12 protein-coding genes are annotated in these 17,404 nt (G+C 45.1%); 10 read left to right on the top strand and 2 right to left on the bottom strand.

Annotated elements, in window-relative coordinates:
- The first annotated feature begins 37 nt into the window (after nt 1-37).
- The 8 genes from OW495_RS04025 (at nt 38) to OW495_RS03990 (ending at nt 10,403) form a co-directional block, all read left to right on the top strand.
- Entirely contained in the window at nt 38-1,246 is a 1,209-nt protein-coding gene (locus tag OW495_RS04025) for a NupC/NupG family nucleoside CNT transporter (RefSeq protein WP_017110799.1), read from the top strand.
- A 258-nt stretch (nt 1,247-1,504) separates the two neighbouring features.
- A complete protein-coding gene (locus OW495_RS04020; RefSeq protein WP_102291881.1) occupies nt 1,505-1,774 on the top strand; it encodes a hypothetical protein in 270 nt (89 codons plus the stop codon).
- Between the two features lie 113 nt (nt 1,775-1,887).
- A complete protein-coding gene (locus tag OW495_RS04015; RefSeq protein ID WP_102291880.1) occupies nt 1,888-3,321 on the top strand; it encodes a TolC family protein in 1,434 nt (477 codons plus the stop codon).
- The gene (locus OW495_RS04010) at nt 3,318-4,532 is read left to right on the top strand and encodes an efflux RND transporter periplasmic adaptor subunit (RefSeq protein WP_102514197.1); all 1,215 of its coding nucleotides are present in this window, start codon (nt 3,318-3,320) and stop codon (nt 4,530-4,532) included. Before OW495_RS04015 ends, OW495_RS04010 begins: the two co-directional genes overlap by 4 nt.
- 2 nt (nt 4,533-4,534) lie before the next feature.
- Complete coding sequence (locus OW495_RS04005; RefSeq protein ID WP_102514196.1) at nt 4,535-7,678, top strand: efflux RND transporter permease subunit; 3,144 nt, start codon at nt 4,535-4,537, stop codon at nt 7,676-7,678.
- 153 nt (nt 7,679-7,831) lie between these two features.
- Nucleotides 7,832-8,542, top strand: coding sequence for a response regulator transcription factor (locus OW495_RS04000; RefSeq protein WP_102514200.1), 711 nt, complete (start codon nt 7,832-7,834; stop codon nt 8,540-8,542).
- Entirely contained in the window at nt 8,539-9,792 is a 1,254-nt protein-coding gene (locus tag OW495_RS03995; protein ID WP_102514195.1) for a HAMP domain-containing sensor histidine kinase, read from the top strand. Before OW495_RS04000 ends, OW495_RS03995 begins: the two co-directional genes overlap by 4 nt.
- Nucleotides 9,792-10,403, top strand: a complete 612-nt coding sequence (locus OW495_RS03990; protein WP_065105334.1) for a class I SAM-dependent methyltransferase — start codon at nt 9,792-9,794, stop codon at nt 10,401-10,403. The genes OW495_RS03995 and OW495_RS03990 overlap by 1 nt, the downstream gene beginning before the upstream one ends.
- 106 nt (nt 10,404-10,509) lie before the next feature.
- Here OW495_RS03990 and OW495_RS03985 read toward each other — a convergent pair whose 3' ends face one another.
- Nucleotides 10,510-11,712, bottom strand: a complete 1,203-nt coding sequence (locus tag OW495_RS03985) for a DUF3541 domain-containing protein (RefSeq protein WP_289885198.1) — start codon at nt 11,710-11,712, stop codon at nt 10,510-10,512.
- Between the two features lie 286 nt (nt 11,713-11,998).
- Between OW495_RS03985 and OW495_RS03980 the strand changes: the two genes are divergently transcribed.
- Both OW495_RS03980 and OW495_RS03975 read left to right on the top strand, forming a co-directional pair.
- Nucleotides 11,999-13,354, top strand: coding sequence for a diguanylate cyclase (locus OW495_RS03980; protein ID WP_102579034.1), 1,356 nt, complete (start codon nt 11,999-12,001; stop codon nt 13,352-13,354).
- Nucleotides 13,355-13,518: 164 nt separating this feature from the next.
- The gene (locus tag OW495_RS03975; protein ID WP_289885139.1) at nt 13,519-15,141 is read left to right on the top strand and encodes a DEAD/DEAH box helicase; all 1,623 of its coding nucleotides are present in this window, start codon (nt 13,519-13,521) and stop codon (nt 15,139-15,141) included.
- A 660-nt stretch (nt 15,142-15,801) separates the two neighbouring features.
- Here the strand turns inward: OW495_RS03975 and OW495_RS03970 are convergent.
- Nucleotides 15,802-17,334 carry a DUF3612 domain-containing protein gene (locus tag OW495_RS03970; RefSeq protein ID WP_017110788.1) on the bottom strand — a complete coding sequence of 511 codons (1,533 nt, stop codon included), beginning with the start codon at nt 17,332-17,334 and terminating at the stop codon, nt 15,802-15,804.
- Between the last annotated feature and the right edge of the window lie 70 nt (nt 17,335-17,404).

Below are 17,404 nucleotides of genomic sequence, written 5' to 3'. Positions count from 1 at the left end.
GCTCATGTTCACTCTTTAAGGATTACTAGGACACATTATGAATATTCTATTTGGTCTTGTCGGTGTTATTGCACTGATTGCTTGCGCATGTCTGCTATCTGAGAGTCGCTCTTCTATTAACTGGAAAACAGTGTCTCGTGCTTTATTACTCCAAATTGGTTTTGCAGCCTTAGTGTTGTATTTCCCATGGGGACAATTGGCATTAACGAGCATGAGCAATGGTGTTTCAAGCCTGCTTGGTTTTGCGGATGCTGGTATCGCTTTCCTTTTCGGTGACCTTGCTACTGATGGTTTCATTTTCGCGATTCGCGTACTTCCTATTATCATCTTCTTTAGCGCTTTGATCTCGGCACTTTATTACTTAGGCATCATGCAAAAAGTGATTCAAGTTCTTGGTGGGGCAGTGCAAAAACTGCTGGGTACCAGTAAAGCTGAATCTTTGGTTGCGACAGGTAATATCTTCCTTTCTCAGGGTGAGTCTCCTCTTCTTATTCGTCCTTTTTTAAAGTCTATGACTCGTTCTGAATTGTTTGCTGTAATGGCGGGCGGTATGGCGTCGGTAGCGGGCAGTGTACTTGGTGGTTATGCTGGTTTGGGTGTTGAACTTAAATACCTTATCGCAGCAAGCTTCATGGCAGCTCCGGGTAGTCTGTTAATGGCGAAGATCATCGTTCCTGAGCGCAGCACACCAAGTGACTACGACCATATCGAACTCGATAAAGCTGACCAAAGCAACGTGATCGATGCACTGGCAAGCGGCGCAATGAACGGTATGAAGGTAGCGGTAGCCGTTGGTACTATGTTGATTGCATTCGTGAGTGTGATTGCGATGGTGAACACGGGCTTAGAAAGCTTGGGTGAGACGTTCGGTTTTGCGGGTATTACGCTGCAAGCTATCTTCGGTTACCTGTTCTCACCACTAGCATGGCTGATCGGTATCCCGAGTGATGAAGTCTTAATGGCGGGTTCTTACATTGGTCAGAAGATCGTAATGAACGAGTTTGTTGCTTTCATCGACTTCGTTGAGAACAAAGCTCTGCTATCTGAACACAGCCAAGTCATCGTGACGTTTGCTCTATGTGGTTTTGCTAACATTGGCTCTATCGCAATTCAGCTGGGTTCAATCGGTGTTATGGCACCAGAGCGTCGTGCTGAAGTTGCTAACCTAGGTTTGAAAGCGGTAGCTGCTGGTACGCTAGCAAACTTAATGAGTGCATGTTTAGCGGGTATCTTCATCCTGCTTTAATCTAGATTTAGCAAAAACAGCTAGATTCACTAAAAGCGGGCACCTTACTTACGGAGTTTACGTAAGAAGGGTGTCCGCTTTTTTGTGCCTGCTCGTTAAGCTTATTCGGACTTAACCATTTCTCTCATTATTTCTATTACGTTTCAGGCTCACTCGGAAGAGTAATAGAGCCAGTGCCTTTTATCCGATATACTTGAATATCATTAGGTTGCGATTAATAGTACGGCAACCAAGATTAAATTAACCAAGGATCTCTCCATGAACATGCGCGTTCTCATCGGTCTTATTGCTACCTTCATTGGCTTGTTTGCGATGGTTTATCTTATTGCTGGTGGTACTCAGTTTCCTATCTATGAGTGGCCGCAAGAAGCGTATCTCGGTTTGGTGTTTAGCGTAGTATGGGGCACTGGCGTCGCAGCATCGGTGGCTTATGTCTTCTCAGCTTTGGTGTTTGTGACTGTCGCGGTGGTTTGCTATGCGATCGGTTATAAGATCGGTGGACTCTTCTCAAGCAAGTCAGAAGCGTAAATCAGAAGTTTAAACGTACGCTCTATGCATTTTCTTTAGGGTTAACGTTCGCCTTAACCCTCTCTTAACCCCCAACTCGTTATCTTGTCTCCATTCTTACAGGAGACAAGAAGATGAAATTGAATCTTCCTTTAAAACATTCCGTTATCGCGCTGGCTCTAGTTGGTTTGATGGGTTGTACTTCAACCAGTCAGGCTGATTACGTATCGCTAGCCGAACAAAATACTAATCAGACACAACAAAGCTTACTCTCAGAGCTGATTCAACAGGCTTCTAGTGATCAAGCGTCTACTCAACAAGATCGAGACCCTGAGAACCTGCAACTCACCGATCTCGTAAATGCGCCAGATCTCGATCTCTATATCGAGCGCGCTCTGCAGAACAGTCCAAGCCTCCAACAAAGCATCACAGCACTCAAAATAGCCTATGCACAGCAAGGTGTGACGTCTGGCGATCGCTTACCAACCGTAGATGCGAGCTTTTCAGGAAAAGCTGACGAAGGCACTAACGGCTCAAGCACCACTGAAACCTATACCACAGAAGTGACTGTTGGTTGGGAGCTCGACCTATGGCAGAAACTAGCAGACACAAACAACGCCGCTTTAAAAGATATCGCGACGTCTCAGGCTAACCTTCAGGGCGCTCAAGATCTTTTGGTCGCGAGTGTGATGAGAGGTTGGCTTGATATCAGCTTGAAGCAGCAGCTTGTCGATATCGAATCGCAGCGTTTGGTAATTCTAGAAAACAACGAAGAGCTTGTTTTAGAACGATACCGAGCAGGGCTAGGTAGCCTTGAAGATTTAGATAACGCGAAAACGAGTAGCGCATCGACTCAGGCAACTTTAGCTGACTACCGCGAGCAGCTTGCACAAAGCCGACGTGAGTTGGTTTTGTTAACCGGGCAGTGGAGTGGCGAATCTGACGAGTTTTCGCTTACTGAACTCGGTTCATTCCCAACCATCATTAACCCGCTAGACAACATGCCGACACAAGATCTGGCAGGTCGTCCCGATCTTCAAGCCGCTTTCTTCAATATCGAAGCGGAAACTCTGCGCGCTGATGCTGCATATAAGGCGATGTTGCCGTCTATCAGCTTATCAGCAAGCCTAACTGACATGGCGGACTCACCGAGTGAAGCCTTGCTGACTGGACCTTTGTGGAGCGCACTTGGTCAAGTATCAGCACCACTGTTTCAAGGTGGCAAGCTTAAAGCACAGGCTGAGATTGCAGACCTAACCACAGAAACCAGTTACTGGGCTTACCAAGAAACACTGCTGAATGCGGTGAATGAAGTGGAAAATGCGATGGGACAAGAGTCGTCACTCACACTTCAACAGCAACACCTAACGAACGCCTTGGTAAGCGCACAACGCAGCTTCACCAGTTATGAAGAGAAATACCGTCAGGGTTTGGTCGACATTTTTGATCTACTTTCTGTTCAGCAACAAACCTATGACCTTGAAGCGCAGCTAACACAAACCATTTATAACCGTCTCGTAAACCGAATTGATTTAGGCCTAGCTCTGGGCTTGGGAGTATCTTCATGAAACTGAATACCATCACAATCGCCATCACTCTAGTAGCTGGTTCAAGCATCTTTGCAGCCCTTGCTTACAACGGTTCTCAGGTGGCTCCTGCTCCTGAAAAGGCCAATGAACTAACGGTTTCAGAGCCTCAAGCTAAGTCTGTCGAAACGACGACATTGGCTGCATCACAGAAGCAACAAGTGTCTGTGGTTCTAGCAACACTGGGTGACTACCAAGCAGAGGTTGTGGGCTACGGGGAAGCGAAGTCGCGTTACGAATTGATGTTTTCGACGGAAGTTGGCGGCCGAGTAGAAACGATCAGCTCGCAATTTGAAACTGGGCAAGTGATAAGCCAAGGCGAAGTGATCGCCAATATCGATTCGACCAGTTACCAACAAGCGGTGACGCAAGCAAAGGCGAATGTGGCTCAAGCTCAACTGGATTTATTGGAAGAACAAAGACAAGGCGAGCAAGCTAAATCTGAATGGCAACGTTCTGGTTTGTCTGGTGAGCCTGATTCACCTTTGGTACTGCGTGAGCCACAACTGGCACAAGTAACAGCAGCTCTCGAGAACGCCAAGCTTGAATTGGTCAAGGCTCAACAAGACCTCGAAAAAACAACCTTGGTTGCCCCTTTTGATTCGTTGGTCGTGAGTCGTGATGTTCAGCCGGGAAGCTACGCACAAACGGGCGCACAGATCGCTACGTTGTATAGCATTGATGAGGTTGAGGTTTCTGTGCCTCTTTCTGAAAACCAATGGTTGAGCCTACCTAACAGCGATAACACGCAATTGAAAGAGCAGCCGTGGCCAGTAACTCTGTCGAGTTCTGATGGCCAATACCAGTGGCAAGGTTATGTCGAGCGAGTAGAGCAGCACTTACAACAAGACACGCGTCAGCGTTCACTGATCGTAAAAGTCGATAACCCTTTGGAGCAAGAGAAAGATCTTTATCCAGGCACGTTCGTGCAAGCCACTATTTCGGGCAAGCAACTCACTCAATTGTGGGAGCTTCCGGCTTCAGCTCTTTCTCAGCAAGGCGACCTGTGGTTCGTAGATAACAACAGTCAGCTCTCTAAATCCAACGCGAATGTTGAGTTTGAAAAGGGCGGTTTGATTTACATCGATCCTACCAAACTGAACGTGGAAATTGGCGACAGTGTGCAAGTGGTAAAGCGTCCGTTAAGCAGCTTTAAAGCAGGCATGGTCGTTTTGGCTAAGGCGGAGGGTTAATCATGTCAAACAAGCAGCATACAGGCGCTATTGCATGGTTTGCTAACAACTCTGTGGCAGCGAACTTATTGTTAGTGGGCGTGATCATTATTGGCGTGTTATCGCTTAACACGTTACGTAAAGAGGCTTTCCCAAGTCTTGAACCCGATGTTGTCACTGTTTCAGTCACTTATGACAGTGGTGACCCAGTTCAAGCGGAAGAAGGGTTGGCAATCAAGATAGAAGATGCGTTAGAAACTGTGCCGGGTATTAAGCGTATTACGTCGACTTCTGATGCGAATGGCAGCTATGTTTCGATTGAAAAAACGAGCACCTATGATCTTGATACCCTGTTAACCGACGTTAAAACTAAGGTTGATGCGATCAATAACCTGCCTGCGGGTGCTGACAATCCGGTAATTGATAAGGCTCGCATGCAAGACCACGCCTTATGGGTACAGCTTTATGGGGACGCAGATCGAGCAACGTTACAGAGCTTAGCCGAGCAACTAAAGTCGGATTTACTGAGCCAATCGGCGATTCGTGACTTAGAGATTAAGGCTAAAGCCGATCCTATGATCTCGGTCGAGGTTGATGAGAATAAGCTGCAAGCTTACGGATTAACCCTGACTGATGTCTCTGAAGCGATCAATGCGGAATCTTCTGCGGCTATTTCGACGAGCCTTCGTAATGGCGAAAAAACGGTTCGTTTGAAGGTGTCTGAGCAGGCGTACGAGATCCAAGATTTCAACGCGATTCCGGTGATGACGACGACTGATGGTACGCAAATTACACTGGGTGACATTGCCAACGTTGAAGACATGTTTGCCGACGATACTTTCATGCTTTCTCGTTATAACCAACAGAATGCGATGGCGATTCAAATCGTGATGGATGAATACGGAGACGTCGTCAGCATCGTTGAACAGGCTCAACAAGTGGTAGATCGCTGGGAAAACAGCAACATGCTGCCTAGCGATGTCGAAATCGAAACTTGGTACGACAAAAGTACCATGATCAAAGATCGCTTGAGCCTATTGGTGAAGAATGCGTTAACGGGTATTGCTCTGGTGTTCATCGTGTTAGCGGTATTCCTAAACGTGCGTGTCGCTTTCTGGGTAGCTGCGGGCTTACCGTTCGTATTCTTTGGCACCATGTTCTTCATGACCGACACCTTTATGGGGTTAACCATCAATGAAATGACCACCTTTGGTTTCATCATGGCGCTTGGAATAGTCGTCGATGATGCGGTGGTCGTCGGGGAAAGCATTTACTCCACGCGTAAGGAAGAAGGGGACTCGATAGGCAGTACGGTTCGAGGCACCATGAAAGTAGCATCACCGACCATATTTGGTGTGTTAACGACGGTTGTTGCCTTCTTAGCACTCGCTAATGTTGAAGGCAAAATGGGGCAGATTTACGCTCAATTCGGCACGGTTGTGACTATCTGTTTGTTGCTATCTTTGGTTGAATCTAAGTTCATTCTGCCATCGCACCTCGCACACATTAATACTAAGCGCAGTGAGAAGAAGGGGCTGTGGGCTCGTGTTCAACATGCTGCCGATACAGGATTAGGTTGGTTCAATAAGCGCATCTACTGCCCTGTGATTGAATGGGCGCTGAAACTGCGTTATGCCGTAGTAATGGTTTTCTTGTCACTGCTTATTTTGGTTGCTGGGTTGCCAATGACGGGTGCGGTTCGTGTGGCTTTCTTCCCTGATATGCCGGGCGATACGGTGACTGCCGATATGTCGATGCAAAACGACGCGAGCTTTGGTCAAACACAGCAAAACTTATTAGTTCTTGAAGCAGCGGCAACACAAACAGATGAAACATTGAGAGCACAATACGGTGCTCAAGGTGAATCATCTGAACTGCTTAGCCTTCAAGTTATCGCTGATGCCGATGATTCGGGTCAGGTAAGAATTGAGCTCGACAGCAACAGTGTTTACACATCCAATGAATTTGCAGATCTGTGGGAAGAAACCGTTGGCCAAATGGAGGGCGTTAAGAAGCTTAAAGTCTTGTCTAAAATGGAGATGGTCGACAACTTCAAAGTTGAATTGAAAGCGTGGAATGAAGAATCAGTAATGGCTGCGGGCAATGAGTTCTTAGCTAAACTGCAAACCATTGATGGTGTGAGTGGCATTGACCACAACTTGGACCTTGGTGAGCCTCAGTATCGCTTTGAATTAACACAACAAGGTCGCGCATTAGGTTTTGACACGGCAAGCCTTTCACAACAAGTGTTACAAGCGTTTGGTGGCGACATTGTTCAGCAGTTCCAACGCGGTAAAGATGAGGTCAAAGTTCGAGTTCGATACCCAGAATCCGATCGTCAAACCATTGCTGATATTAAGCAATCGAGCGTGAGAACCAACGATGGTACGGTTGTGCCTTTGAGTTCGGTTGCTGAAGTACATTCAGATTACCAAGTATCAGAGATTACCCGTATTGATAGTCAGCGCGCGGTTTACATCAGCGCGGTATTAGATAAAGACTTAGTGGCTCCTGCTGAACTTGTGCATCAATTACAACAGGACTTAGTACCTGATTTAGAAGCGCAATATCCAGGGTTAACGGTCGACTTTGCCGGCGAAACGGAAGAGCAAGAAGAGACGGCCAGTTCGATGATGAGTATGTTTGTGCTCGCGATGATCGCTATTTACACACTGCTTGCTATTCCGCTGAAGTCTTATATACAGCCAATGATCATCATGACGGCGATTCCATTTGGTATTGTTGGCGCAATCTTAGGGCACTGGTGGAATGACTTAACAATCAGTATCCTATCGTTAAACGGTATTCTAGCGTTGAGCGGTGTGGTAGTGAATGACAGCTTGTTGTTGGTTTCTCGTTTTAACGAGCTAATCAAAGAGCAGGGTAAGTCGGTTCACGATGCGATTGTTGAAGCGTGTTCTGGTCGACTAAGAGCCGTACTACTCACATCGGTAACAACGTTCGCAGGTTTGACGCCACTATTAAGTGAAACGTCTTTACAGGCTCAGTTCCTGATTCCAGCGGCGGCGGCGCTAGGCTACGGTATTTTGTTTGCGACCTTCATTACGCTGATTCTTACTCCATCATTATTGATGATTCAGTGTGAGATTAAGTTGCTTATCCTTAAAGTATCGAATCGAGTCAAAGGCGTTGAGCAAACGGCTTAATAATGGCTAAGCTAATGATATCTAGGTTGATGATTGCTGAGTGAGGCTCAGCAACCGCGGTCTAGGTTCATTACAGTTAAGGCTCTATAGGCTAGCGCATTACAGAAGCGCGCATTACCAGCCACAATACAATTAACAATAGAGGTCGTCATGATGGCAGAATCCGTCACCAATAAACTCACAGATAAGCTTCAATTACTTTTGGTTGAAGACGACCTTGATTTAGCCACTGCTGTTATTGATTACCTCGATTTAGAAGACATCCAATGTGATCATGCTGCTAATGGATTAGCAGGGCTCAACTTAATCGAGAGTAATCGATATGACGCAGTGATCCTCGACCTTAACTTACCAAAAATGAACGGATTGCAAGTGTGTGAGAATCTCAGAGCGCAAGGTATTGATACGCCAGTATTGATGCTCACAGCACGAGACACTCTCGATGATAAGCTGACCGGTTTTTCAAAAGGGGCTGACGATTACTTGGTGAAGCCCTTTGCCATGGAAGAGCTGATTGTTCGCTCTCAAGTTCTGGCAAAACGTCGCAGTGGTCAAGTGAGCCGCTTATCGGTGAGCGATCTAGAAATCGACCTGAAGCAACATCAAGCGTCTCGAGCGAATACTCCCCTAAAACTTTCACCTACTGCTCTGAAAATATTAGAAATCCTGATGCGTTCTAGTCCCAATCCGGTATCACGAGAAACCATCATGCAGGGAGTGTGGGGCGATGATCAACCAGACAGCAATAGCTTAAAAGTGCATATCTTCAATCTACGTAAACAAGTGGATGCTGAACAAGCCAACAAACTGCTGCATACCATTGCGGGCAAAGGGTTTGCGATTAAGGAGTTACCAGTAGGATGAAGATTAGACCAAGTTTAAGAATCTACGTTTTGCTGGCGATTCTGGTTACGGGCGTAACGACGATTTTGGTTCTATCAGCATTGAGTATAAATTACTTTATCTCAGGTATGGATGTAGCTATGCGTGGCTCTATGGTTGCTCAAGCTCAACAAGATGTTGTGAAGCCGGGCAAGCCTGTGACCAATCAAGAGTTTACGGTTGCAACGCAATGGGGCGATTTACCACAAGGCATTCAAACTTATATTGAACAGAGTAACGTTGAGTTAAATGTCATCTCAAAAAAGGTGCTTGGTAAGTCAATCTTTGCACCGCCAAAAGAAGGTTACTTTGTCATGAAAGTGATGAAAGGAGATGAAGTGCGTTACGTTTCGGCTGTGTTTGACCAAACACAAGACCACTTCTTAGAAGACAAAGCACTGCCTCATTTTGTGACAATTTTTCTGACGGCATTAGCCGCGATTGTCCTGTTTTTCGCTATTTTAGTTTTGATATTACGTAAAGTGGCATCGCCTGTTGAACAGTTAAAGAATTGGGCTAAGTCGTTAGATAAAGATAACCTTAATGAACCTACGCCAGATTTTCATTTTAGTGAGTTGAACACCTTGGCTAGCATCATTCGTGATAGCTTAAGTTCGGTTCAAAGCAGCTTAGAGCGAGAGCAGAAATTTCTGGGTTACGCGAGCCACGAATTACGTACACCCATTGCCGTCACAAGAACCAATAGTGAACTGTTAGAGAAGCTGATTCAAAAGGGTAAGAGTCCGGAAAAGCAATTAGAAGTTGTCGACCGAATCAAGCGTGCGGGCTTTACCATGACAGATTTGACAGAAACCTTGTTATGGCTCACTCGACAACAAGACAAAGACCTACCTCTTGATAACATTCATCTTGGCGATATGTTGCAACAGATAAACCACGACTTAACTTACTTACTCAATGGGAAACCAGTTACGGTTAGCTTAGAGAGTGATGAATCACAATATCAGCTACCAGCCGGCCTAACACGCATTGTGTTGACCAATTTGATTCGGAACGCCTATCAGCACACAGGGAATGGTACTGTGGATATCGTCCAAAAGGGTTCAAGAGTCGTTATAGTTAATTGCAATACGGATGGCTCAATCGAAGATAATGAATTAGGTTTTGGCCTCGGCTTAGAGTTAACAGAAAGGCTACTCGCACAATATGATTGGCAATACCACAATCAAGAACAGGCTGGTGGTCGAAAAGTTCAGGTGGACTTTACGTAATGCACTGGCGTGATCGTTTTAAGGTGTACTGGTATCATCGAAAACAGACTAGCCGCTCGAATGGTGACAAGGCTAAAGCTCTAGGTTGGACGAGCGAAGAGAGTCAATTGTGTCGCTTTGAAGTGATCGCTCGTTCGGCTGACTTCGAAAGGAAGAGTGTCTTAGATTTGGGTTGTGGCTATGGCGAGCTGTTTGAACTGCTCGACAGCATCTATCGAATTCAATCGTACACCGGCGTTGATCAACACGCAGACTTCCTCAAAAAGGCCAAGCAAAACTACACAGAACAACGCTGCCAGTTTTTATCGGGTGACATGAGTAGGATGAGCCTCGAAGCACACGATGTGGTTATTGCCAGTGGTTCGCTCAATTACAACTCACGCGATGCAGATTACCTTACTGATATGATTACTCGCATGTTTGATCTTGCGAATCATACGGTGATCTTCAATCTGTTGAACTCAAGTTATTATCCATCACGCAATACCTTGATGAGTTATCACCCTCAGGGTGTCTATCGATTCTGTAAAACACTCTGTGACGATGTTTCCTTGATAGAAGGATACGCAGAAGGGGATTTCACGATAGTGATGAACAAAGTCTGCCCCTGAACTTAAACCTAAGCCAGAATGAAGTGTTGGTGTGATAAGAGTTAAAAAGCCGCAGACCTTGAGAGGTTTGCGGCTTTTTGGGTTTTATAGATGAACTCCAGAGTTTCTATTTACTCAATGGCTGGTTTTCAATTAGCCCATACGGAATCGTTGTAAACACTTTAGGATTGCCTTTTAACGTCGGTGCTTCGTTCACTTGTTGCCAATCGAGTAACATGATTGCTAACACGTTGCGGTGTTCGCCGTACTCAAGGTCAAAATCACCTGTGATAGAAGGGATCATGCCGTGTTCTTTGTCGATAGAAGCTTGGATAGCGAGTCGTGTTTTTTCGACAACAGGGTCATCTTCTAAGCCAGCCAATAAGAAGGTTAATCCAACCTCTGCAATCACATCTTCTTTAGCGCGCAGCAGAATGGTATCAATGTTATCTCTGAAGTAATCGTAGATCCATTGGTGTTCTTGTTCACTTACTTGATGTTGGTAATATTCTGAATCACCAAAGATCACATGTGTCATGCCATAGATTTTATTGCCATATTGCTGACTTGAAAGCTTTCTGTCTTGCGAATCTGGGTAGGCTTTTTTGAAGGTTTCGACAAACTCATCAACCACATCTTGCTCACCCAATTGGCGTAGCCAGTAAACTTGATTCGCGAGTTGGGCTGCCCACGCTTTAACCATATCTTCATTGGTCACGTATCGTGAAAAGTCGTAACGACGAATAATCTCACGAAGCTTGGCATCGTTCTTGTGCTCTAAACCGTATTCATTGGCTCGCGCCATAGAGCCGAGTAGGTCAACACCGAGATAAAGGTATTCAGGCATATGTTTAGTGATGTTGTAACGGCGCACACTGCGTTCATCATTGTCGCCCACATACGAAGCTACGCGCTTTTCTGAGTAGAGTACGATTTGTTCCATGGTTTGAACGTCATTCGACAGGCCGCTAAGCTTACTAGCAACACGTGCCATGTCGCTCCATACGGCGGCGGAATACTTATCGTCTAATGTTTGTCGATACATACGTAAACCATAGTGACCCTCTTTGAATGCAGCCAGAGTGTAAAGTTGGCTTTCGTAGGTTGTGCGTATCAGATCGGCAGACTGTTTAAAAGATTGTTCTTGAGAGTAGAGATCATCAGCTTGTGATTGAACACTTGGTACGCTTGTTGCTTGTTTGTTCTCTTGTATGTTAACAGTCTGTTGTGTGTCAAAAGCCGTTTGCGTATCAGAAGTAGCTTGTGCGTGAACCGCAACTGTAGCGGAGGCTGATAACAATGTGCACAGAGTTAGCGTTTTTAGCTTCATGTTCGTAAGGTACCAAGCTGATTGATCGTAAGTATAAAATAACACTGATGAATCCTTCAATGTAAGGTTTGGGTCAATACAATGTAAGCTTTATAAGGTTCATTAAGGTTTTTTGATTTAATAATCAGTGTAGTTAACTAACTATGAAGTGATGAATCGCTCAATAATGAAATGAGACCCGACGCAAAGTGTGGATTTTTAATAGCTTGTCGGCATACTGAAAGAATTAGCCAGAAATGAGCCGATTCAAGGCAGTAAACAGAACAAATGTGTTAGAGGTTCGTAAATGCCAAGTGGTTCGAGTAAGCAGTGGCCTGCCAAATTATTATCTTTGTTGTTGTTCTTGGTTGTCGTGACAGCCATAGAGGTTTTTCACGCCAAGCAATTAACTTTCCTCAAAAATGAATCATATTCTGAGGCAAAAAAGCAGCTTTCCATAATACGCTCGCGTATAGAAGCCGCTATCGTATCGGATATGTATATCCTCAATAATTTCTCTACGCTTGTGACGATAAACCCAGAAAGCGATATGAAAAGCTGGGACAAAATAGCCGAAAACATCATTCGAGATGGATTCCACATTCGAATTATCGGACTCGCCAAAGATGACATCCTTAATTTCGTTTACCCAATGGAAGGTAATGAGCAGATTCTCGGTATTAATTATCGTGATTATCCAAACCAATGGGAATCTGTTGAGATAGCTCGAAATATTGGCAACACCTTTATTGCTGGGCCTTTTGAATTACTTCAAGGTGGCCAAGCCCTCATCACGCGAACTCCTATCTTTCGAGACCCGCCTTTTAATCAAGACTATTGGGGTGTATCTAGCGCTGTTATTGACTTAGCTGAACTGTTTGAAGATGTCGGAATTGGGAAAATCGAGAACAAGTACGAACTCGCGATTCGGGGGGCGAATAGTTCAGGCAAAGATGGCCCTATCTTCTATGGTGAACAATACGTATTTGCCAATGCGTTTGCCACTGAGCAAGTTAACTTCCCTTATGGAGGGTGGTTCTTGGCGCTATCAGGGAACGAACATGTGTTGATGGACGTGCCTTGGTATCGAATACACGGGGTTAGGCTGGTGGGTTACTCCATCATGCTCGTGTTAGCGATTGCATTCTTTACTATTTATCGTCTGTACCGCATTGCAGACAGCCGTTCTATGCATGATGAGCTAACCATGCTACCGAATCGTCGATACTTCATGTACAGCCTTAGGCAGGCATTTACTACCACTCAAAAGCAGAGAGCGAGAACCTTTGCGGTTGTAAATATCGATCTCGATGGGTTTAAAGCAATCAACGACACGTTTGGTCATGCGGCTGGCGATCAGGTATTAGTTGAATGTGCTAAGCGTATCAAGAGTGAATTGCGCGGTTCAGATATCGTCGCAAGGATAGGAGGGGACGAGTTCTTAGTCTTGTTGCCACGCATCATCGATGATCAACATGTATCGTCGATTGTGGCTAAACTTCGAAAGGCGATATGTACGACGCCAGTTGTCTACGAGACGCACTCAATTTACCTTAGAATTAGTGTTGGTTGGGTTATTCATGACAATAACTACGATGATGTCGATGCGCTCTTGAAAGCGGCTGATGAAAAAATGTACGAACAGAAGCGACAAGTTATGTAGGTTGAATTAGAACTGTGATTAGAATTTAGTTGCTGAATGTGGGGAAAAGCCTCAGAATACCGCGCTTTGCTCCTTATCAATTCTATTGATGAGCGAAAGCTGTAGCAACGACTTCTTTCTGCGCGTTGCTCATACTAAATGTTATTCAACTGAGAAAATAATCTATGAGTTTTACCTCCCTTGGCCTTTCTGAACCGATCCTTAAAGCTATTGAAGCACAAGGTTACGATAAGCCATCACCAATCCAAGAGAAAGCCGTACCAGCTGTCCTAACGGGCAAAGATGTAATGGCCGCTGCTCAAACAGGTACAGGTAAAACTGCTGGCTTCACGCTACCTATTCTTGAAATGTTATCAAAAGGTCCTCGCGTACGTCAGAATCAAGTTCGTGCGTTAGTACTAACACCGACTCGTGAGCTTGCTGCGCAAGTGAATGGCAGCGTAGTTAAGTATGGTATCAATCTACCTTTGACTTCTACGGTTGTGTTTGGTGGCGTGAAAATTAATCCTCAGATGCAAAAACTGCGTAAAGGTAGTGATGTACTGGTGGCAACACCGGGTCGCCTACTTGACCTATACAATCAAAATGCAGTGCGTTTTGATCAGCTAGAGATCCTTGTGTTAGATGAAGCTGACCGCATGTTAGACATGGGTTTCATTCGCGACATCCGTAAGATCTTGGCTTTCTTGCCTAAAAAACGTCAGAACCTACTGTTCTCAGCAACGTTCTCTGATGATATTCGTGGTTTGGCTAAAGGCTTAGTAAACAACCCAGTTGAAATCTCGGTAAGCCCTGCAAACTCAACGGCACCAACTGTTGAACAAAGCATTTATCCAGTAGATAAAAAGAAAAAAGCACCAATGCTTGCCAAGCTGATCAAAGATAACGATTGGCGACAAGTGCTCGTGTTCAGCAAAACGAAACACGGTGCGAACAAGCTTTCTCACTTCCTTGACGAGCAAGGCATCTCTGCGGCACCTATTCATGGCAACAAGAGCCAAGGCGCGCGTACTAAAGCCCTAGAGAACTTCAAAACGGGTAAAGTACGAGTATTAGTGGCAACAGATATTGCAGCGCGTGGTATCGATATTCCGCAACTGCCTCAAGTAGTGAACTTCGACCTTCCAAACGTATCAGAAGATTACGTTCACCGTATTGGTCGTACTGGCCGTGCTGGTGAAGTGGGTAAAGCAATTTCATTGGTATGTGCTGATGAAGTGGGTGAGCTATTTGGTATCGAGCGCCTTATTCAACAAGTGCTGGAGCGCCGTGAACTTGAAGGTTTTGCACCTGTAAACAAACTGCCTGAATCTCGTTTGGATTCGCGTCCGATTAAGCCTAAGAAGCCGAAAAAGACACGTGAGCACTCTGATGGTCAACGTTCTGGTGAGAATGCTCGTGGGCACAAACCAGCAGGTAAGAACAAGCGTCATGTTTCTGGTTCAGGCTCTGCTCCTAAGCGTAAGCCAAATGCGAACAAGCCTAACTCAGGTAACAAAGGCTCTGACAGCAACTCTGCAGTTGCTGGTGATGATAAGTCTGTAAGAAACAATGGTAGCAACTATAAGCGCGGTAATGCTGCTGGAGGCGCTGAGAAGAACACCAATTCAGGCGGTCAAAACGGTGCTGGTAAGCCGAAGAAATCAGGTTATGGTGGTAGCTATGGCCCTGGTCGTTCATCAAACCAATCAGCGTCTAACAAGCCTTCTGGCAATAAACCTTCGACGAACAAACCGTCTGGTAGCAAGCCATCTAGACATCGCTCTAAGCCTGCTGCTCAAAAATAAAGACGAGTTCAGTTTAAGTTGATTACTGCGAAGGTCGCTTTTTTAGAAAGCTACCTTCTGCAATTAGCAATTAGCAATTAGAAACTAGCCGCTATACGCTTTGAATCGAACCCAATGAAACGCGAATGTTGATATTCAATGTTCGCGTTTTTTTATGCGTGTTATATGGAAATTTTATGGGTTATTAGTTTGAAAATAGGTTGAGGAAATGGAAGATGGCAGGCTCTGAAAGGATTAATCGAACGTTAATTATTATTTAATAACAACATAATCACTAGCGTTTTTGTTTTATTTTGCAATTTGCAATTCCACTTTGCAAAATAAACAGCAATTCGTGTCTAATACGTGTCCAGATGCGTAGTAAATACGTAGGTGAAAAGTTGGCACGCATACTGCATTATTAATGGTGACCCTTCTTAAGCCGAGGGTCACCTAGCCAACTGACGTTGTTAGTGAACCCATATTGTTCACACAAAATATATGACCAATCACCTTTATTGTGATTGGTTTTTTTTTGCCTGAATTTTGAGTTCTATTGGTTATTTTTACTAAGCTCGTGAATCGAACATAGCAAACGAGTTCACTATGTTTTTATCTGAGAGCATGTTCTTATTTGAGACCATATTATTGCTTTGCTGCATTAGATTCGCTAAAAGATCGCTAATCCCCACCACACTTTGAATAGCAGCTTGGTTGGCGTGGGCATTCTCCTCCTCTGGAGCAGATAAGCCTCGCCTCTGTTTCGATCCCGCGTTCAATCCAATTTATATTTAGAATCTTGGCTACTGTCGTGAGATCTTTCTTGATGTTACGCGGTATTGCTACCGAGCCACCATTGCTGACACATGAAGCCTTAAGCTGCTCTGCGATATCTCTTGAATTACCACCTTGAGCATCAATCGCCGGGTTTAAGTCTATACCAGCACACAACACACGATTGTTACCCGCAGGATCCGTCATATTGATGGATTCACAGCAGTAGATTCTTGGTTCATCGCCCACATTTAAAATAGATATTTGAGCTGAGCTACCTGCTCTAGGTTCAGATAATCGACGGAACACAGCCCAATGTTGACATGGGTCGGCGACCGTTCTCATATTCCCCCAAGGCAGTGGAATCCCGTTCCCGCGGTATACCGCCTTGAGTTTCCCCGGCCCATAAGCATCAAAGTAGTGCCAGTGAGGGTAGGGCGATACTACCGTCATTCGGCGCATCGCAACAGAGGGGGAAACCCCCGCTCTTTTATGAACGTCGATTTCGTAACCAGTACGATCGAGCAGCTGTCTAAATGGAACTTTTGGACACAGCAGTGCCCCGGCAAAGAAGCTAGATTCGAAGTCTCGCCATGCTTGAAGAATGTCTTGAGAGTTCAGCTGAGAAGATCCCGATATTTGGTTATCGTCCCATGTGTTGTTGTTACCTACCGACAACACACTCTTAAGCCCTTCCTTGCTGTGCAAAATGCAATGGCCGATATAAACCGACAAATCGTATTTCAGTCGAGTTGGGTACTCTTTGAGGATTTCGTTCAAGAAAATCGTACCCGGTGGTTCGAAGAACGAAGTCACTAATTGCTTGGCATTGATTCCGAGCTCATCCACCACGTCTTGAGGCGTGCGTGTTACCCAGCGAATTTGAATACCTAAGTTTCTCGCGATGTCGATAAGGTCTTCAACGCCAAGGTTGAGGCGTTTCAAGCCAACTTCTTCTGCTGCTCGTTCTAGATCAGGGAAGTGGTTTTGATTGCTCTCTTGGTGAGCTCGAATCAAGAGGTGGGCAAATTGACGACCAGAGATACCGGTTTGCGACAACATCTCTGGTATCGCAATTTGCAGGATGTCGTTAGAGAAAAGAAAGCTCGGCTCGAGTGCCATGCCACTTATCCCGCCACGATTCCCTTTGTCAGGCGCAATGGCTTGTTGTTCTGATTCATCGTCAAGAAACCACGTGGGGTTCTTCTGAAAGACCTGCGCAATGACTTCCAGCATATCGATGCTTGGAACTCGCTTTCCACGTTCAATCATTGAAAGGTAAGAAACGGAAGGTGCGTATTCTGGGTTGATTCTTATACAACGCGCAGACAGATCTTCCATGGTTAAATGGTTACGCTTCCTTAGGTTACGGATCTTAGTACCTAGGAAATGTGACTGACGAACTAAACTTTTTGACAAGGCCATATTTGTAAAATTCACATTGTAAAATTTTTGTTGTGAAATTGTATGTAAAAAAGCGCTAATCTACAAACTAAGCAATTCACAAAAT

Source organism: Vibrio sp. 14N.309.X.WAT.E.F5 (assembly GCF_030397615.1).
GTDB classification, from domain to species: domain Bacteria; phylum Pseudomonadota; class Gammaproteobacteria; order Enterobacterales; family Vibrionaceae; genus Vibrio; species Vibrio lentus.
The sequence above is the reverse complement of the archived record's forward strand: the minus strand, read 5'-3'. Positions and strand labels throughout refer to the sequence as shown.